We start from the raw sequence: 20,164 nt of genomic DNA on the forward strand, positions 1-20,164 counted from the left end.
AATTGATTTTTTGCGAGTTTTAATCATTATCTATACTCCTTTTACTATTTAAGTGCTTATCAGATATTTCTATAACAGGCATTTGCAATAACTTCTTTTACCATTATAACCCATTATTTATAAAATCACAATACTAATTCCAATAAGTACAAAATACTTAGTATGTTTATATTTTTATAAATAGTCTGTATTTATTACAAAAATAACCGCTAAAGATTCAACTTCAACGGTTATATATTTAAACATATGTCTGTATGCTTAAAATACTTTCTAAACTACATTCGTTTATATCGTCATATTCGAAAACACCACAAAAATATTTTACTACAAGATCAATCATAGCATCCAAATCAAATTCCTCAGCTAATAAGCTTTTTAGTGAAGTAACACCTTTATCCTGTATACCACATGGGATTATCCATTTAAAATGATCAAGATTTGTATTTACGTTAAATGCAAAACCATGCATTGTCACCCACCTTTTAATAAAAATGCCTATTGCGGTAATTTTATTATCATCAACCCATACTCCTGTATATTTCATATCCTTTCTGTAAGCATTTATATTAAATTCTTCTTTTAATAGTTTAATTATAACATCCTCTAACATGCTTACATACAGCTTTAAATCTTTACCGTGATTAACAAGGTCAATAATGGGATATCCTACAATTTGTCCTAACCCATGATAAGTTACATCCCCACCACGATTTACATAGTGAATTTTAACATTATTTTCTTTTAAAAAGTCTTGTGGCGCAATAATATTGTCATTGTCACCACTTCTTCCAACCGTAATAATAGGGAAATGCTCTAATAAAAGCAGGGTGTCATCAATTGCTTTATCTTGTCTTAATTTTACAAGTTCTTGTTGAATTTTGAAAGCTTCATCATATTCTATCCTGCCTAACTTAATTATATTGAGTTGCATTTAATTCTCCTTGTTTAAATACCCTTGATGCTTCTTCTGCTTTATATGAGCTTCTTACTAATGGACCGCTGGCAATATATTTAAAGCCCTTTTCTTGTCCTGCCTTTTTATATTCTTCAAATTTTTCCGGTGTAACATATTCCTTAAGCTCTATATGATTTTCTGATGGGCGTAGGTATTGACCTATGGTAAATATATCACAATTTACCTTTAAGCAATCGTTCATTACTTCATATACTTGCTCATCGGTTTCACCAAGTCCAACCATAATGCCTGTCTTAGTTATTATATCAGGTGCTTTTTCTTTAACATACTGAAGTACATGCAGTGATCTTTCATAATCAGCTTGAGGACGCACATCAGCGTAAAGATATTTAACTGTTTCAATATTATGATTTATAACATTTGGATTTGCATTTATAACAATATCCAAGTTTTCGTGAACACCTTCTAAATCCGGTATAAGAACCTCTATTGTTGTATCAGGATTATGATTTCTTACAGCTTCTATAGTACTTGCAAAATGAGCAGCACCGCCATCCGGCAAATCATCTCTTGTAACACTTGTAATCACCACATGTTTTAAACCAAGTGTTTTTACAGCTAATGCCAAATTAATCGGTTCTTCCGGGTCCACTTCTGTGGCATGTCCATTTGAAACATTGCAAAACCTGCAGTTTCTTGTACAGACACTTCCTAAAATCATAAATGTTGCTGTTTTTTTCTTAAAACATTCACCCAAATTAGGACAGTTTGCTTCTTTACAAACTGTATTAAGTTTTAAATCAGCCATCAAATGGCTTACTTCATCAACTGCTTCTTTATTATAATTTACTTTTAGCCAGTCGGGTAATTTTCTTCCCATTTTTTCACCTCATTCTGCTGTTTCTATTTCGGCTATAATTTCGTCTACTTTTATAATATCTCCTTCTTTAAAATATAATTTGACTATTTTTCCATCTTCTTCACTTTCAATTTCACTAACAACTTTTTCAGTTTCAACTTCAAAAATCACATCGCCTTTTTGTACATCGTCTCCTGTTTGTTTGCATAATGTAACCAATAAACCATTTTCCATATTTGCACTAAGCTTTGGCATTGCAATTAGTTTTTTCATATTTCCTCCTTGTTAAAAAAAGCAATCAGCTAATTCTACATAAAAAGAACTGAGCACTTTAAGTTTATGTAAAATATTAATATAGCTATATCGCGAACTAATAATATTTTCTTCTAAATCTTTGCAGGGAATGTTGTTTCCTTGAATATTACATTCTGTTATGAATCCCTTTTTAACATTTAACTTTACTTTTATTGTATCACTAAGAATAGCACTTTCCTTTTCAAAATAAAAATCCGGTGAAGCTCCAAAGTTCCATTCCCATTTAGAATATTTATTTTCAACAAGTTCATTTACTGATTCTATTTGTTCCTGACTTATTTCATATTTTTCTGCATTGTCAGAAAACATTGCATCAGCAAACATTTTTTGAAACTCATCTATATTTATTGTAGTATCAATAAGATGATCTCTTATATTAGTAACAATACTCCTTACTGACTTCACTGACTTCGATTCAATTTTTCCTTCAGTAGTTTTTAATAAATCACTAAGCATTGTTAAATCTGCAGAAAATAACAATGTTCCGTGGTGTAAAGCTCTGTTGCCTTTTATAGTTTGAGCACTTCCTGATATTTTTTTGCCATCTATTGCTATGTCACTAATTTTTCTTTTTTCAGCTTTAACACCAATTGAATTTAATGCATTTATTACAGGTATAATGAATTGATCATAATCTATAAATGTATTTTTATCATAATCAGTTATAACAGAGTAGTTTAAGTTACCCCTGTCATGAAAAACTGTGCCGCCACCTGTATTCCTTCTGGCTGCTTTAATATTACTCTGTTCTATTGCTTTAATATTTATTTCTTCATAAGCATTTTGATGCTTTCCCATAACAATACTATTTTCATTTTTCCATAACATAAAATATGTATCATCTTTTAAGTTATTAAATATATATTCCTCTAAAGCAAGATTAAAATATACATCATCGCTTATACTCTCTATATATTTCATTAATTCGCTCCTTGATTAAGTATATATGTAGAAATATGTTTAAATTATCATAGCATAATAGAAAACTTGTTACAATAAATTAAAAAAATAACAAGAGTATGTAACTCTTGTGAATGAATAGAAAAATATTGTTACTGCATTATTAAGAATGCTGGTCTATTATAACAATTAACTTAAATCCTGTATAAAATTCTTTTTATTACTTGCTAATTTATGGATATTTTTAGTATTTAGATATTTTACTATAAGGTATGAAATTCCTGATGTAATCACTATATAACCTGTATTAATTTCTCTTATGTTCTGTTTGTCGTACATAAAATAGAACATAATTGATACCGCTAAAAACAATGATACAGGGGTTATTGAACCAATTTCTTTCTTAAATCCTTTTTCCATGCTGAACACGGGATTTATCAGCCCCTCTGTTATAAAGCTGAGTACTACCATAGTAAAGTAAAATACAATCATAATAGGATCAGCATTCCATACAAAATTTCCACTATATGCACCAACAGCCAATACAAGAAACCAACCAAAAAAATATCCCGTCAGCTTTATAAAAAAACCCAAAAAGATTTCGTATCTACACGGCCCTCCACTATTTTTTATAATCTCATGTGCAAACCCTTTTACATCACTCCCAATCGCATCATGTAAGGTTTTATTTCTTAATTCAAATTCCTGCGCCATACCTATCAAATCTCTTTTTATTACCTGTGCATCATAAGAATTAACCTTAAATATACTCATACCTTTCATTATGTCCTTTATGGTTTGTACGTCGTCATCCCTTAAAGCTTTTATTTGTTCTTCATTTTCCTTTTTAAGTAAGAGCATTTCATTCATAAACATAATTATTCCCCTTTCAATACTTTATCAACAGATTTCTTTACATCATTCCATACCATTTGAAATTCACATAAAAATTCTTTTCCTGTTTCAGTTAAAAAGTAATATTTTCTTTTCGGACCAAGGGGTGACTCTTTGTATTTGGACGTTATAATTTTCTTCCTCTCAAGTCTTACTAAAATCGGATATGTTGTGCCTTCCCTTACATCCTCAAAACCATAATCCTGTAAACGGGATATTATTTCATATCCGTATGTTTCTTCATCACCAATTATTTTCACTATACATCCTTCCAATGTACCCCGCAATAATTGAGATCTGTCTACCATGTTTTCCACCTACCTTGCATCGCATAATAGTTGACTATATTGTACCGCATAGTAGATGTTCTGTCAACCATAAAACGAATTACTTATAAAGATAATTTTGATTGCAAAAAAATAACCGCTAAAGTTTCCACCTCAGCGGTTATTTTGTTATATCAATTTGCCTAAATTTTATATTTATTATGTCTGCTCCTATAAAATAAATTTCATGTTACTTGACTTAATTATCTTCAATTAAATCATAGTAAAATTCATCTACAAGACCTTCCGGTTGATCCTTAATTATTAAATAGTATATATTTGATAAATCAGGATTATTCGATATTTTATATGTCGCATCATTTATTCTTATATATTTATTATTTAAGGTATAAATGTAAATGTTATCCATCATATTTTTATTATTTGATAAGAATATATGATATGTTTCTTTTAATTTCGGTGAATATTCTTTAGGAGAAATTAATAGCTTTTTAACTTTTATGCTGCTTAATAAATTAATAATTTCTTTTTTCGATTCATATCATTCATATCCGTCTACATTCAATTCTTTGCTTGAATGAATGGAAAAAAATATATATGTCTTCATTTCATCAGGTAGATTTTCTACCGAATATGGCTTTATTAAATCTTCGACTTTTATTATCTTATTATAACGTATTGATACAATAACTAAAAGAAAAAGCACTACACAAACTATTATTTTTTTCATAATAAGCTCCAAACAACCACATAATCTTCTATCTTTGTATATTGGGCTTCAGGATGAGGCCTGTTAATTAACTGTATCTGCCGGTGTTACTTTAATCTCTGTATTAAACGTTTCGTCATCGTAAAAAACAAATACTGTTCCCTGTCCAACTAAAGCATCTATGTTGCCGCTGCTTTCAAAAATCAACCTTTCTCCATCAATTGTAAATATGTATGCTTCGCTTTCACCTGCATTAAGGATAAGCTTATTATCGTCAATCGAATAATTTCCTATAGGCACAAACGATGTAAAAGAATTTCTAATAAATACATATTCATTATTTTCTTTAAGTACAACGCACGGTGATAATTCCAATTCATTGCCCGGCACAACATACCTTCCGGTCTTTAGTTCTTCTGCTTTGGTCTTTTCTGAGCATCCTGTGATTAAAACTAACAATATACTAACTACCAATAAAGATATAAATAATATTTTTTTCTTCACTTTCCGTCACTCCTTTTCGAATAAACCTAACTTAAATATAATATATCATTTTATATAGACGTTTTCACAACAAATTTGTTCCATAATATATTGAATTAAATGTAATATTATGGTATAATATGTCAAAGAAATTGCCATAACGGATAGGCGGTTGCTCCCTGAAAAGGGAGGTTACTATCTATATTAGTTTCTTTTGGAGTATTATCTCATTTTGTTTTTTACTTGCATATGTACCCACAGATTTGATGGTTACGATTTTAGTAAGCGTCAAAGCGCTTACTTAACAGCAAGCGAAAATAACTTTTACATAAAAGTTAACCGCCAAAGCAGCCACTTTGACGGTTAGAATGTTTAGCCATAAACTTGGAAGCTGAGCTTTCAGAAACATCGTCTATAAAATAAGCATATTTATAATCATTATCAGTGTAAACAATAATTTCAGAATTATCAATTATATAGATATCACCATAAAATCCAAAAAGAGTACCTTGTGGTTCACCCAACAGTTCAAGTACTTCCTCACGTGGAGTACCAATTTCAATATCAATTTTAATATCCTCTTTTGATTTACACCCAACTAATAATGATGAGAAAATACAAACTACACTTATTAGTAAAATCAGTTTTTTCATTTTCTGACCTCTCTTTATTTCACGTTTTTATTCAATAAGAAATTATTTCTGAACAAATATATCTTTGAAATAAACAAGTGACTATTAATACTAAAATAAACTCCAAATCCCATTTCCATCAAAATCAAACACTTTAAATATAGGATATTCATTGTCTCTTGAAATAACAAATAGTTTGTCATTTAATACATAGATTGAATCAAAGTTGTAATGCCCTAATGTTGAATAAGAATAATCAAAGTAGAATAAATTTCTGCGGTCAGTTCCATCAATGTTTATTACATCTACATAAATACCTCTTTTATCTACCTCTGTATAATCATAACAATAAGTAAAAAATATTAAGTCATCAATTACACTAATTTTCCTTAGAATATATCCATCACCTATTTCAAAGAGCTTATCATACTCACTAATATTATCAATTGAACGCCTCATAATAGAATACCTTGAATTAGTATAAAAAAAATCATTGTATTCCTGAATATTATCAATAACAGTATCGCTCTCTGTTACAGTGCTTTTATGAATGTCATATTCTCTGATTTTATCGTTAATTCCATAATATATTTTATTATTAATTAATCGTAAACCAGGCGGTTGAGGTAAAGCAATGCTATCATCAAATATTTCCATTTTACCATCTGATAAATTATATTTATAGAAGCCAAAAGCATAGCCTGCTTCTTGTTCTTCAACAAATACCGTCATGTAAATTACATCATTATGAATTACAAAATTGTTTACAAACTTTTCACCATATATTATTTGATAATTTTTCCCGTCTGTATCAACACAAGCAATCTGTGAATCCGGCTTGGAATGTTCTTTAAAATATAACTTTCCATTATAATAATGTAATTGCGAACATTCATGTTCCGATATGGTTTCATTACCAGTACCGTTAATTTTAATTCTATTTATATAATATGTTTTCATATCTATATAATAAATATAATTTCCGTCAGTAGCAATTCGATTATAATTGTCATCAATTGCACTTAGGTTAAATTTACTAATTTTTTCATTTTCATCTTTATATGGATAAGATAACTCTACACCTTTGTCCGTAATTTTACATTTAATTCTATTTAGTACACCGTAAGAATCGGTTATTTCATTATATCCTTCTGTTATTAATGAAAATTCTGTTTCACTCATAACATCATCTAAAATATAAAAGTCTTCAGTAGTTAACAAATGCTCTTTTTTAGGGATATTCTTATTTATATAATAAAAATTAAAAGATTTGGCGTAATTATTCTCATCATATTCAGTTATATTTGAGACTATAGCAAAGTCATCATTATAGCCCACTAATCTTGTATTGGCTTTATCTTTTATTTCAAACATGTTTTCATATCCTTTATCTAAAGATACAATTTCCGTCAATATTTCCGTAGGTTCTCTCCCCATGCCATGTTTGTAAACTATATGAAAATTTGAAATTTTAAACTTGCCTCTGCCAAATGATGAGTATTCTTCTAATTGACTGAACAGCTCTTCCTTATCAACAAAATAAAATAATTGTTTATTGCTACTTTCTCCCATCATCATTGGAACATTACTTTCGTATTTCCCATCATAATATATATTTCCTAAATTTCTTTCATGAAGCTCGCCATAAGATATATTATAATACCCTTCCGTTTCGATTTCTCCGCAAAAGCCTACCCTAAATCCTCCACCTCCAAATTTATCCACTGAATCAACTATAAGTCCGCAAACCCTGTCTTTAACCTTTACATCCAAATCCAAATCATTTGTTTCATAGCTTTTCCCTTCATAAAGAATAGTACCAATATTATCGGTTAATAGAATATCAATTATATTATATCTGTCGTAATTATAAATTTTCTTTAAATCAAATTTTACTTTTACCTTATAAATCCCTAAATCATCAGGTAAATTTTCTGTCACAGAAATATTATCATAATATAAAAAGTAACTTTCATCATTTAAATAATAAAGGTCATAAGTACTGTATTTGTCATCGATTATTTCCCTACTCTCCTTGTCAGGAACAAAGCAAATACTGCTTACTCCACTTGATGATATATCATAATTACCGTCAGTTATTATTTCGCCTGTCAAATACTCAGTTCTATCTATTTCAAATTCTTCGTTAGCGGGAACCTTTTCTTCATCTACATTTTCTACAGGTGCCTTTTCTTCATTGTTATCTGTATAATTCGACTGTTGTGCATTATTAGTACACGATACAATTAATAACATTAACATTAAAATCAATAAACTAAGTTTTTTCATTATATAGACCTCCCAACCCCTTTGCTAAAATATACCATATTAATAGACGATTGTAACGCTAAAGTTGTTCCATTTTATAAAACATCCTAATGCAAGCAGAATAAGACTATAAACTTTGGTAAAAAAAACAGACAAACTTCAAGTCGAAATTTGTCTGTCTGATTTTATACAACTTTTATATATTTTTTAAAAAACTATTTTCTCAGGAAACTTGTTTCCTCTAAGATAAGCTTCCACTGTCATTTTGTTTTTACCCGGCATTTGTATTTCTTTAAGTATTACGATTCCGTCCTTTGCTTTAACGAAAATTCCTTCATCGCTTGCTTTTATTACGCAGCCCGGTTCATAATCAGGATTATCATTTGTATAGGATGATTTAAACACCTTCACGATTTTATCATCCATGGTAAAATATGCTGTAGGCCATGGAGACAATCCTCTGATTAAATCATGAATATTCTTTGCTGTTAAGCCCCAATCTATTTTACGGTTTTCGTTATTAAACATTGGTGCATAGTTTGAAAGTAAATCATCCTGTCTTTGCGGAACTATTTCGTTTTTTTCCAATTTATTTAATGTTTCAATCAATAAATCTGCACCCTTATGCATCAAAATATCATGAAGCTCTCCGACAGTCATATTTTCATCAATTTCTACTTCTGATTTTAAAAGCATATCTCCTGTATCTAATCCCACATCCATTTGCATGGTTGTAACACCGGTCTTAGTATCACCGTTTATTATTGCCCAGTTTAACGGTGCTGCTCCTCTAAGCTCAGGTAAAAGTGAAGCATGAACATTGATACAGCCGTATTTTGGTATCGTTAAAATATCCTTGCTCAATAATTGTCCGTAAGCAACTACAACTATTACATCAGGAGCATATGATTTCAATATATCTATATTTTCTTGTTTTTTTACTATATCTGGTTGAAAAACTGGCAAATTTAACTCCTCAGCAGCTTCTTTTACCTCTGATTTTTTAAGCTTTTTTCCTCTTCCTGAGGGTTTATCGGGTTGGGTAACCACAAGCTTTATCTCATAACCGTCTTCATAAAGCTTCTTCAAGGTAGGCACAGCAAATTCTGGTGTTCCCATAAAAATAACATTCATAATTTCACCTATTTATTACTTTTTATTATTTTGTCCGTAAACAACACACCGTTTAAATGATCTATCTCATGGCATATTGCTCTTGCCAATAATCCTTCTGCCTCAATAGTTACTAAGTTACCTTCTGCATCTGTGTATTCTGCAGTAACCTTTATCGGTCTGCTTACCATTCCTTTCGTTTCAGGTACACTCAGACATCCCTCCTGTGCGGTTTGTTGTTCGTCAGATATGCTTAATATCTTAGGATTAATCATTTTATATACATTTCCGTCTTCCACATCTATTACTATGGCACGCTTTAATATTCCCACCTGAGGTGCTGCCAGACCCACTCCGTCATTTTCATACATTGTATCCAGCATATCATCAAGGAGTGTTAAGATTCTATTATCAATAACACTGATTTCCTTACTTTTTTTTCTTAGTATTTCATCCCCATCATACCTTAAATTTCTTAAAGCCATATTTCCTCCTACCATCTAAACCGTATCGGTATTAATATTTATACTTGTTTTTATATATTCTATATCTTTGTCCATGTATATACTTCGTAGTATTTTCTTCAACTCAGTCATTTTATTTCGTGATGCCTTTATAAATAAATTGATTCTATATTCGTCATTAATCTTATAAATAGAATGCGGTGTCGGCCTATATAATAATAGGCTTCTTTCCTTAACCATATCCTTAACGGCTTCTTTTATTTCTTCATACTTTTCATTTGCCGTCTTGATAACTAAATCCTCATTCTTTGATATGAGACATATATTTATTATATTAATAAACGGCGGAAATGCAAATTCTTTTCTTAATTTTAACTCTTCATTTATAAATAATTCATAATTGTTGTTCTTAGCTGCATTTATTATAAAGTTGTTAGGCTCATAAGTCTGAATAAATACATTGCCTGTCTTACTTCCTCTTCCTGCTCTGCCGCTTACCTGGGTTATTAACTGAAATGTTTTTTCGCTGGCATTGTAAAAGGGTAGATTTAAAATTGCATCCGCTACCAGCACACCAACTGTCGTAACATTGGGAAAATCAAATCCTTTGGCAAGCATTTGAGTTCCTATTAATATATCAATGCTTCCATTTTTGAAACGATTGTATATATTTTCGTAGCAATCCTTGTCTGTCATTGAATCAACATCCATGCGCTCTGTTACTGCATTGGGAAACAATTGCTTCACCAATCTTTCCACATGCTGAGTTCCTGCGCTGAACTGCTCAATTTTTTTACTGCCGCACTTAGGACATTCATACATCATTCGTTTTGTTCTGCCGCAATAATGACATTTAAGCATATTGCCTTTTATGTGGTATGTCATTGATACATCACAGCGGTCACATTTAATTACATGACCGCATTTTTTGCAGGTTACAAATCCTGAATAACCTCTTTTATTTAAAAATAATATTGCCTGCTCTTTATTACTTAAAGTTTTTTTAATGCTTTCATACAACTCTTCACTTATGAGGGTGTTATTTCCTTTATCCAATTCGCTGCTCATATCTATTATTTTCATATTAGGCATTTTATTATTCACTCTGTTTTTTAACTCAATTATTTTAATTTGACCCTTCTGAGCCATATAGTAGGTATTTACAGAGGGTGTTGCAGAGCCAAGTATTACCTTACCGTTTAAATTATGAGCCATTTTTATAGCAACTTCAATTGTGTTATATTTGGGAGAGGTTGAAGAAATATAGCTGTCTTCATGCTCCTCATCAATAATTATAGCACCTAAATCCTTAATCGGTGCAAAAATAGCCGAGCGAGCTCCGATTATAACATCTACTTCTTTATTATATACCTTTGTCCATTGTATAAGCTTTTCTTTCTTGCTTAATCTTGAATGAAAAACTGCTATTTTATTGCCGAATCTTTTTTCAAACCTGTCTATGGTCTGGGCAGTTAAGGATATTTCCGGCACAAGCATGATGGATTGTTTATTTTCACTGATATAATGTTCAATTATATTCATATAAACTTCGGTCTTTCCGCTGCCTGTAACACCATGAAGCAAAAATACTTTATTATCAGATGAAATTATTCTTTCACACGCATTTTGTTGCTCTTCATTTAGCTTTAATTCGTTTTTTACAACATTTTTTTCCTCAGTTTGATACAAAATATATTCTTCTTTTAATATATTTTTTTTAATTAAATTATTGATTACTGCCAAGGATATATCTAAATATTCAGACAGCCTCTTTATATTTACCGGCTTGTTCTCTTTCAAGTAATTTATAACATTAATTTGATTCTTGGTTTTATTTATATCATATTCATCAATAGGTTTGTCCGCAATTAAGGAAACATATTTTTCGTAAGCTTCCTTTCCTTTTAACTTATCCTTACTGATTATTTCAACTGCATCTTTATCTTTCAGGCTATTTATAACTGTAAATATATCGTTATAGGCATAGTGCTTTTTTAAAATTTTTAATTCCAACGGATTATCTTTGATTAAATTATACAGTTCTTTTTCCCTGTCGTTTAATGTAATATCATTGATTTCTTTAGCTCTGACAGTTATGTTATGCTCATATTTAATCGCTGCCGGAATCAGAAGTCGCAGAGCATCAGAATACTTGCATATATATCTTTCTCTTATCCAAAAGATAATCTTTATCATTTCTTCGCTTACAACAGGTACATCATCAAGTACGTCAATAATTGTTTTAATTTTATGCTCGGGAATTTGGCATGAGCAATCAATTGATACAATCAATGCATCAATCATATGCTTGTTATTGCCGAAGTTTACCTTCACTCTTTTTCCAATTTCAACATCATCTGTTAAAGCATCCGGAACACCGTAAGTAAAAAGTTGGTCGATGCTTTTAGAATTGTTGTTTAATATTAACTGCACAAATTTTTTATACATGCCTGCTCCTTAAGCACAAATTAAATAATCAGTCATAGACTGATTATTGTTACTTAATTTTTATTATTCTTCGCCGGAGTTATCTGCTTCTTCATCAGCAACAATTTCCTCTTCTGAATCATTTACTGTATTTTCTATAAGAGCTTTTTTATATTTGTCATAATCATAAATCGCTTCATATTTGCTTTCATGAAATTCTTCAATTGCAATTCCAACCGGTTTAATAGTATTAGTTTTTACCATAACCTCGGAACCATCAATTATTTGTCTTGCTCTTTTAGAAATAATTGTTACTAATGAATATCTGCTGTCCACCATATCTATTAATTCATCAACTGAAATTCTCTTCATACTATACCTCTCTGATTTTGTTGATTATTGCTTTTTTTCTAATAGCTCGATTTTTTTCTGATTTAATTATACATATAATTTTTTCTGCTGCAGCTTCAACCTCATCATTTAATACTACATAGTCATACTCAAAAGCATAATTAAGCTCTTCATAAACACTTTGCATTCTTTCAAGAATTACTTCCTTAGAATCCGTTCCTCGTCCTTCAATTCTGTTTTTAAGCTCTGTAATGGAAGGAGGCAATATAAAAATGAAAACACCTCTCGGATAATTCTTCTTAACCTGCAAAGCCCCTTGAATATCAATTTCAAGTATTATATCATTTCCTGCTTCAAGCTGTTTAAACACTTCTTTTTTCGGAGTTCCGTAGAAATTGCCATAAACTTTAGCATATTCAAGGAATTCGTCATTATTAATTTTATTTATAAATTCTTTTTCATCAATAAAGAAATAACTTTCACCTTCAATTTCTCCCCATCTTGGCTGACGAGTAGTGGCGGAAACAGAAACCTTCAAATCCTTCATTATTTCTCTGAGACGTTTACATATTGTGCCTTTACCTGCTCCCGAAGGACCCGATATAACCACCAATAATCCGTTGTCCATCTTTTACACCTCATTACTTTATATTGTGGTTGTTATGATCAAATCTCTGCGCCATGGTATCCGGTTGTATTGCCGATAGAATTACATACTCGCAGTCTGTAATAATTACTGCTCTTGTCTTTCTTCCATACGTAGCATCAATAAGCTTTCCTTTTTCACGGGTTTCTTGTATTACACGCTTAATAGGTGCTGATTCGGGACTTACAATTGCTATAATCCTGTTAGACAGTGCTATGTTTCCAAATCCTATGTTAATAGTATTGTTTGCCATTAATATATCTCCTACTCTATATTTTGTATTTGTTCTCTTATTTTCTCCAATAAGTTTTTAATTTCTATTACCATTTGTATTATATCAAGGTTTCCGATTTTAGAACCGATTGTATTAATTTCTCTGTTAGCTTCTTGTATAATAAAATCTAATTTTCTGCCTACCTGACCGCCTTCTGTCAAGACGTTGTTCAATTGTTTCATATGTGATTTAAATCTTACGATTTCTTCGTTAATGTCGCTTTTATCTGCATAAAAAACTATTTCGTTATATAATCTGTTTTCATCCAAATCATATGAACTTCCCAAAAGCTCTTTAATTCTTAATTCAAATTTATTTCTATAATCAGACACAATTGTTTCAGAATTCTTTTCTATTTCAGACATTAAACCAAGAATTTTATCCATGCTTGATCTGATATCATCTTCAAGCTGTCTTCCTTCTGCCAATCTCATTTGAAGCAGGTTTTCAACTGCATTTTGAATAGCAGATTCCACACAAATGCGCAGCTCCTTCTCGTCATCCGTGTCTTCCTTTGCCACAAGAACATCCTGAAATTTAATAATTGTATCCAATGAAACACTGTTTGAAATGTTTAATTCCTTTTTAACTTCGTCAATGGCATCTTTATATTGTTTTGCCAAACATAAATTAGGAACAATGACAGTATCAGATTCGTTTAAATAGTCTATATTGATATATACATCTATTCTACCCCTTTGTATGCTGTTTTTCAAGATTTTTCTTATATTATCTTCAAAAAAGCGCAAATGTCTCGGAGTTTTTATATTAATATCACAATATCTGTTATTAATTGTCTTTATTTCAGCCGTTATTACTCTTTTTCCGTCATTATGTTCACCCTTGCCGTAGCCGGTCATACTAAATATATTCGCCATTTCATACTCCTATTATTGATATTACCATATTATTATCTTATTATAACACTAAAATCCAATTAGTAAATAAAAATATTGAGAACAATAGTTGAACGAAGGGAGAACAATAGAAAATTCATTTATAAACAAAAATTTATCATGACATAAAAACATTTATAAGATACAATAATAACAATTGATTGGCAATTGATAAGCCATTGATAAACGATTGATGAGTACCATATTAATAGAAGTATTTTATTATTTCTATTGCTCCTCAATTGCTATTCTACAGCTATTCCATTGCTTATCTATCGATATATGGAGGTTTTAGAATGTCTTTAGATGGTATATTTTTAAATAGTATAAAAAATGATTTATATAATAAATTAATAACCGGCAGAGTAGATAAAATTCATCAGCCGGATAAAAATGAAATAATAATAGCAATAAGATGCGGCGGAGAAAACCATAAGCTTTTAATGACTGCCGCAAGCAGCAGTCCGCGTCTGCATTTAACCAACGTAACAAGGAAAAATCCTCAAGAACCGCCTATGTTTTGTATGCTTTTAAGAAAGCATCTGAGCGGTGCTCATATTACCGACATAAAACAAATAAACTTTGACCGGATATTGGAAATTACTTTCGAATGCAAGGATGAATTAGACACAACAGTACATAAATCGTTAATTATTGAAATAATGGGAAAACACAGCAACATAATTTTTATAAACACAGATACCCGCATTGTAATAGATTCTATAAAAAGGGTTGCTGAAAACGTAAGCTCGGTACGACAAATTTATCCCGGCATTAAATATGTAATTCCTCCGCAGCAGGATAAAATAAATACTTTAGAAATAAATAAAGATATATTTCTTAGTGCCCTTGATAGCTCAAATGGCGGAATGCTGATTTACAATTTCTTTTACCAACGCTTCATAGGACTAAGCCCTTTTATAAGCAGAGAAATTTGCCATATTGGAAATTTAAATGAAAGCACATACATAGGAGAGCTTACATCAGAACAGAAAGAAAATACGTGGGATGCTTTAAGTCATATTATGAAAAAAATAAATAGCAATGATTTTTCATATAATATTTATTTAGATGAAGAGCACGAGCAATACGGTTTTTATTGCATAGATGTCGATTATCTTAAATCCTATAATAAAAAACATTATGAAAATCCAGGAAGTTTGCTTGATGATTATTACTATGAATTAGATAATAAAAATAAAATTAATCAAAGGGTTGCAAGCTTAATTAAAAGCATGAATACAAAAATAGACCGTAACCGAAAAAAGATAGAAAAACAAAGAAATGAACTGTATAATGCCGAAGACAGAGATAAGTATAAAATTTACGGTGAGCTGATTCTTGCTAATCTGCATCAAAAACCTGAAAATCATAAATTAAAGGTTATAAACTACTATGATCCTGAACAAAAGGAAATAACTATTCCGTTAGATCCAAAGCTCAATTTGTCTCAAAACAGCCAGAAGTTTTTCAAAAGATATAATAAGCTTAAAAAGGCAGAAGAAGAGCTTCATAAATTAATTGATGAATCAATAAATGAAATACGATATTTAGAAAATATATTGTATTCCATAGAATCATGCGAAACTATAGATGATTTAGACGAAATATACAATGAGTTGATTTCTGAAGGTATAATGAAAAGAAAATCTAAGGTTAAAAAAGAAAAAGAATATAAACCGGATTTTATAACGTATATTTCCTCCACCGGTCATGAAATATTGGTAGGAAGAAACAATTTACAAAACGATGCTCTTACTTTCAAAATAGCAAAAAAAGAAGATTTCTGGTTTCATGCCAAAAATATGCCCGGTTCTCATGTAGTCATAAGAACAAACGGTGATGAATTGACTGACGACGAGTATGTAGAAGCGGCACAGATTGCTGCATATTACAGCAAGGGCAAGAATTCAGGCACAGTGGAAGTTGATTACACCAAAAAAATAAACGTTAGAAAACCGCCAAATGCAAAACCCGGCTTCGTTATTTACGACACCAATTATTCAATGCTTGTAAAACCTGATATTACAGATATAAAATTTTACTGTTAATTTCATTCCTAAAATTAATTCAAAGGACAGACCAAAAATAGTCTGTCCTTTAATATTTTCAAATATTGAATTCTTTAATCAAAATTTAATATAATTTTATGCTTTATTTAAGCAATCGATAGTATATTAAACATATTAAACTTGGTTTTATCATAATATTTAATTTGATTGATATTTTTGTATTTTTGACATATGAAAAAGGAGTATTTGTATGACTGATATACTGATATTGACTGCATCATTCGGAATGGGACACATTAATGTGTCTAAAGCATTAAAGGAACAAATTGAATCAGAAAACAAAAATGCTGAAATTGCCATTGCAGATATTTTAGAAATAGTAAATCCGAAGATAAAAAACTTTAGTTCAAAAATGTATTGTGAGCTGACAGAAAATTATCCCATTGTCTATAACGCATTTTATGATATAAAGGTAAATTATAAAAATAATATTATAGATAGTGTTTTTTGCAACTTATGTTATAAAAAGCTTTATGACTATATATTAAACGAAAAACCTAAAGTCATTATAAGCACATTTCCCCTATGCTCATGCATAATATCAAAGATAAAGGAAGAATATAATGTCAATGTTAATTTGATTACAGTAATAACCGATGTTGTTGATAGTTGGGAATGGATTTACAAAGGAACAAATATGTATCTTGTCCCTACAAACGAAATCATGAACAGGTTAATTAATAAAGGAATTAACAAAAATATTATAATTGTAACTGGTATACCTGTTACAAAAGAATTTATAAATAGAGATATAGGTCTTTCTGCTAAAAAAAATATTTCGCTTTTGATAGTATTAAGCGGAGTTGATAATATTTCTAAAAATATGCTTTATGAGCTTGACAAGAACAATAATATTAAAATAAAAATAGTAACAGGAAGAAATAAAAAACTTTTTGATAAGTTATCTGACTGTGTCTTCACCAATATAGAAGTATACGGTTATGTAAACAATTTAAATCAAATGATGGATGAATCCCTGCTTATTGTGACAAAACCGGGTGGAGTAACCATATTTGAAGCAATAAATAAGGAGCTGCCTTTAATAGTATTAAATTCAAATATCGGTCAGGAAAAAGAAAATATTGAATTTATAAAACAAAACAAAATAGGTATTGTTATTAATGACCTTAGCAGTTTACCGTATATATTTGATTATTATATTAATAATCCGGGCATAATCAATTATTATTGCAAGAATATAAGAAATATAAAGAAAACTCTGAATTACAAAAGTTGTTTCGGCTCAGTCATTAATGAGGTGATTCAGGTATGAATTTTAAAAAAAGTTTTGGATTCATATTTATTGTTTTATCGGCAATAGTCACATTGTTCATATTATTCAAAAATGACGATTTATTTAATTTACTCAAAGTTATAAATAAGATTAATATAAATTATATTATTATTGCTGTTTTAAATATATTTATATTCTGGTTCCTTGAAGCAGATATGATTTATGAATTGATTATTAAATTTACGGATCATAAAAAAAACCTGGAAACTTTCTGGCTTTCTGTGAAAGTTACAATGATCGGACAATATTACAGCAATATCACACCTATGGCAACAGGCGGTCAGCCTGCCCAGCTTTACATTCTTAAGGATGATAATATTTCATTAAGCAACGGAACAGCAATTCTCATAAGTAAGTTTTTACTTTTTCAGATCGGTGTAACCGTTTATACATTTTGTCTTGCGGTTTATAAAATAAAGCTTTTGACTAATTATCACAGTGGGGCTTCAGCCTTTATAGTTACAGGATTGACATTAAATATGGTTATGCTGAGTGCAATTTTATTAATAGCCTTTAATCAGCAGGTTTTATTGAAAATATGCGATGCAGTATTTGATTTATTATATAGAGTTCACCTCATTAAGGATGTAAAAAAAGTAATGGATAAAACTGAAAATTTTATTTTGGAATACAAAGAAAGCATCGGAAAATTAAAAGATAATCATTGGTTTACAATAAAAATGTTTGCAATAACCGTCATACAGCTTACGGTGTTTTTCAGCACCACATTTTTTGTTTACAAATCATTTAATTTAAATAAATCCAATATACTGGATATAATATGCTTACAGTCATTTTTGTACATAGCTGTATCTTTTATACCTACCCCGGGTACAGCCGGTGCAAGCGAGGTTGGTTTTATACTGCTGCTCGGGCATTTGTTTCCTTCAAATATACTTTCAACAACACTGTTGTTGTGGAGAGGTATAAGCTACTATTTCAGTTTAATATTCAGCGGTATTTTTTCTTTTGCAGTAACAACATTAGGAAAGAAAAAAATATTAATCAGTTAACTTTCATTTATGTATTTTCAGATTTAGAGTTTTTTATTTTATAAAATGATGCTATTTGAATTGATATCATTATAATCCAGCCGATGCCTGTTGATAAAGCTACTGCATTCAGATGCATGAACTTGGTCAGATAATGGATTAAAATTACTCTTATGACTATTTGAGAAAAGGTTCCTATAAAAGCCAGATGAATCATTCCTATACCGCGAAAATATCCCTGGAATGAATTTGCTACAAATGATAATGGATAGAAAATACACATAATACTAAGATATCCCAATGCTAAAGCTGTTACTGCTGTATTTGCACTGCTTATTAGAAGAGACAGCATCAAGGGTTTTAATATAAACAGTAATCCGCTCAGTACAACACCGGTAATAACCATTAACCTCAAGCCCTTTTTCAATCCGTTCTTTACTCTTTCTACTTCGTTATGTCCGTAATTTTGAGCCACAAAGACTGCAATGGCCGCAGCACCGCTGTCTCCAAATGCAAGTAATAATTGCTCTATAAGGATATCTGCTGTATAAGCCATAACGGCAGCCGTTCCTAAAGCATTAATTGAGCTTTGCACCAACAGCTTACCGAAGTATAAGCTTGATTGCTGTAAGGATGATGTAAATCCAAATTTGAAAGAAGTAGAAAATATTTTTCTATCCCATATCATGTCGGCTTTACACAATTTAAGCTTTGGCATAAACCTTCTGATATAAAATATGCACATTGCTGCAGATATAGCTTGCGATAATATGGTGGCAAGTGCAGCCCCTTTAACTTCCATCCGCAGAATTGCTACAAACGTGTAGTTAAGCAGCAGGTTGCATATCATAGAAATCAGCAAAACAAAAAGCATGATATTCGTCTTTCCTATTGCCTGCAATATACTTGCATTCAAATTATAGAAAACACAAAATATCATACCTGCAAATATTATTCTTAAATATATTACGCTTTCATTGAATAACAGCTCAGGCGTCTTGATAGCTAATAAAATTTCTTTAACGAATATAAAACCTGTTAAAGATAATATAACTGTTATTCCAAGTCCGATAGCAGCTGTCATGAAAATTGTTTTTCTAAGCTTGTCATAATCCTTCGCACCGTAAGAGTTTGCATAAAGAATTGAAAATCCGACGCATAAACCTATAATTACCGCAATAAAAAAATTCATTACACTGCCGCTTACCCCTACAGCTGCAAAGGCATTTTCGCCAACATAACGACCCACTATCATCATATTGATGGTATTATAAAATTGCTGAATAATGTTTCCTATTAGCAGCGGAAGCGCTAATCTGATTGTATCAACAATAAACCCCCGGCTATGCCGGGGGAAGCAAAAAGCTTTAGC

21 protein-coding genes are annotated in these 20,164 nt (G+C 30.5%); 3 read left to right on the top strand and 18 right to left on the bottom strand.

Going from position 1 to position 20,164, the window contains the following annotated elements; translation table 11 throughout:
• Nucleotides 1-238: 238 nt before the first annotated feature.
• The 17 genes from lipB to RT412_RS10735 form a co-directional block, all read right to left on the bottom strand.
• The gene (gene lipB / locus RT412_RS10655) at nt 239-931 is read right to left on the bottom strand and encodes a lipoyl(octanoyl) transferase LipB (protein WP_313346783.1); all 693 of its coding nucleotides are present in this window, start codon (nt 929-931) and stop codon (nt 239-241) included.
• Complete coding sequence (gene lipA / locus RT412_RS10660; protein ID WP_313370653.1) at nt 912-1,796, bottom strand: lipoyl synthase; 885 nt, start codon at nt 1,794-1,796, stop codon at nt 912-914. Before lipA ends, lipB begins: the two co-directional genes overlap by 20 nt.
• A 9-nt stretch (nt 1,797-1,805) precedes the next feature.
• On the bottom strand, nt 1,806-2,048 hold the full coding sequence (locus RT412_RS10665) for a biotin/lipoyl-containing protein (protein ID WP_313346778.1): 243 nt from the start codon (nt 2,046-2,048) through the stop codon (nt 1,806-1,808).
• Nucleotides 2,049-2,060: 12 nt separating this feature from the next.
• Nucleotides 2,061-3,011: a lipoate--protein ligase gene (locus RT412_RS10670; RefSeq protein ID WP_313346776.1), complete on the bottom strand. Its 951-nt coding sequence runs from the start codon at nt 3,009-3,011 to the stop codon at nt 2,061-2,063.
• A 168-nt stretch (nt 3,012-3,179) separates the two neighbouring features.
• Nucleotides 3,180-3,866 (bottom strand): hypothetical protein, encoded by a 687-nt coding sequence (locus RT412_RS10675; protein WP_313346773.1) that lies wholly within the window; start codon nt 3,864-3,866, stop codon nt 3,180-3,182.
• 2 nt (nt 3,867-3,868) lie between these two features.
• Nucleotides 3,869-4,192 carry a PadR family transcriptional regulator gene (locus tag RT412_RS10680; protein WP_313346770.1) on the bottom strand — a complete coding sequence of 108 codons (324 nt, stop codon included), beginning with the start codon at nt 4,190-4,192 and terminating at the stop codon, nt 3,869-3,871.
• 520 nt (nt 4,193-4,712) lie between these two features.
• Nucleotides 4,713-4,901 (bottom strand): hypothetical protein, encoded by a 189-nt coding sequence (locus tag RT412_RS10685; RefSeq protein ID WP_313346764.1) that lies wholly within the window; start codon nt 4,899-4,901, stop codon nt 4,713-4,715.
• Nucleotides 4,902-4,964: 63 nt separating this feature from the next.
• Nucleotides 4,965-5,384: a hypothetical protein gene (locus tag RT412_RS10690; protein ID WP_313346762.1), complete on the bottom strand. Its 420-nt coding sequence runs from the start codon at nt 5,382-5,384 to the stop codon at nt 4,965-4,967.
• 314 nt (nt 5,385-5,698) lie between these two features.
• A complete protein-coding gene (locus tag RT412_RS10695) occupies nt 5,699-6,016 on the bottom strand; it encodes a hypothetical protein (RefSeq protein WP_313346759.1) in 318 nt (105 codons plus the stop codon).
• Nucleotides 6,017-6,106: 90 nt separating this feature from the next.
• On the bottom strand, nt 6,107-8,284 hold the full coding sequence (locus RT412_RS10700) for a hypothetical protein (RefSeq protein ID WP_313346756.1): 2,178 nt from the start codon (nt 8,282-8,284) through the stop codon (nt 6,107-6,109).
• A 186-nt stretch (nt 8,285-8,470) separates the two neighbouring features.
• The gene (gene fmt / locus RT412_RS10705; protein ID WP_313346849.1) at nt 8,471-9,400 is read right to left on the bottom strand and encodes a methionyl-tRNA formyltransferase; all 930 of its coding nucleotides are present in this window, start codon (nt 9,398-9,400) and stop codon (nt 8,471-8,473) included.
• Nucleotides 9,401-9,405: 5 nt separating this feature from the next.
• Entirely contained in the window at nt 9,406-9,861 is a 456-nt protein-coding gene (def, locus tag RT412_RS10710) for a peptide deformylase (protein WP_313346753.1), read from the bottom strand.
• 15 nt (nt 9,862-9,876) lie between these two features.
• Nucleotides 9,877-12,288, bottom strand: coding sequence for a primosomal protein N' (gene priA, locus RT412_RS10715; RefSeq protein ID WP_313346750.1), 2,412 nt, complete (start codon nt 12,286-12,288; stop codon nt 9,877-9,879).
• 63 nt (nt 12,289-12,351) lie between these two features.
• On the bottom strand, nt 12,352-12,639 hold the full coding sequence (gene rpoZ / locus RT412_RS10720; RefSeq protein WP_313346747.1) for a DNA-directed RNA polymerase subunit omega: 288 nt from the start codon (nt 12,637-12,639) through the stop codon (nt 12,352-12,354).
• A gap of 1 nt (nt 12,640) precedes the next feature.
• Entirely contained in the window at nt 12,641-13,246 is a 606-nt protein-coding gene (gmk, locus tag RT412_RS10725) for a guanylate kinase (protein ID WP_313346744.1), read from the bottom strand.
• A gap of 13 nt (nt 13,247-13,259) precedes the next feature.
• A complete protein-coding gene (locus tag RT412_RS10730) occupies nt 13,260-13,517 on the bottom strand; it encodes a DUF370 domain-containing protein (RefSeq protein WP_313346741.1) in 258 nt (85 codons plus the stop codon).
• Between the two features lie 11 nt (nt 13,518-13,528).
• Entirely contained in the window at nt 13,529-14,416 is an 888-nt protein-coding gene (locus RT412_RS10735; protein ID WP_313346738.1) for a YicC/YloC family endoribonuclease, read from the bottom strand.
• Between the two features lie 314 nt (nt 14,417-14,730).
• On the opposite strand from RT412_RS10735, the gene RT412_RS10740 reads away from it, so the two are divergent.
• The 3 genes from RT412_RS10740 to RT412_RS10750 all read left to right on the top strand — a co-directional run bounded on the left by RT412_RS10740 (nt 14,731) and on the right by RT412_RS10750 (nt 18,813).
• Nucleotides 14,731-16,485: an NFACT RNA binding domain-containing protein gene (locus RT412_RS10740; protein ID WP_313346735.1), complete on the top strand. Its 1,755-nt coding sequence runs from the start codon at nt 14,731-14,733 to the stop codon at nt 16,483-16,485.
• Between the two features lie 211 nt (nt 16,486-16,696).
• Complete coding sequence (locus tag RT412_RS10745) at nt 16,697-17,779, top strand: MGDG synthase family glycosyltransferase (RefSeq protein WP_313346733.1); 1,083 nt, start codon at nt 16,697-16,699, stop codon at nt 17,777-17,779.
• Nucleotides 17,776-18,813, top strand: a complete 1,038-nt coding sequence (locus RT412_RS10750; RefSeq protein ID WP_313346731.1) for a lysylphosphatidylglycerol synthase transmembrane domain-containing protein — start codon at nt 17,776-17,778, stop codon at nt 18,811-18,813. The genes RT412_RS10745 and RT412_RS10750 overlap by 4 nt, the downstream gene beginning before the upstream one ends.
• Nucleotides 18,814-18,820: 7 nt before the next feature.
• Here RT412_RS10750 and RT412_RS10755 read toward each other — a convergent pair.
• Nucleotides 18,821-20,164 (bottom strand): MATE family efflux transporter (locus RT412_RS10755; RefSeq protein ID WP_313346728.1); only part of this gene is annotated, 1,344 nt, incomplete at its 5' end.

The organism is Sedimentibacter sp., assembly GCF_032080165.1.
Lineage (GTDB): Bacteria > Bacillota > Clostridia > Tissierellales > Sedimentibacteraceae > Sedimentibacter.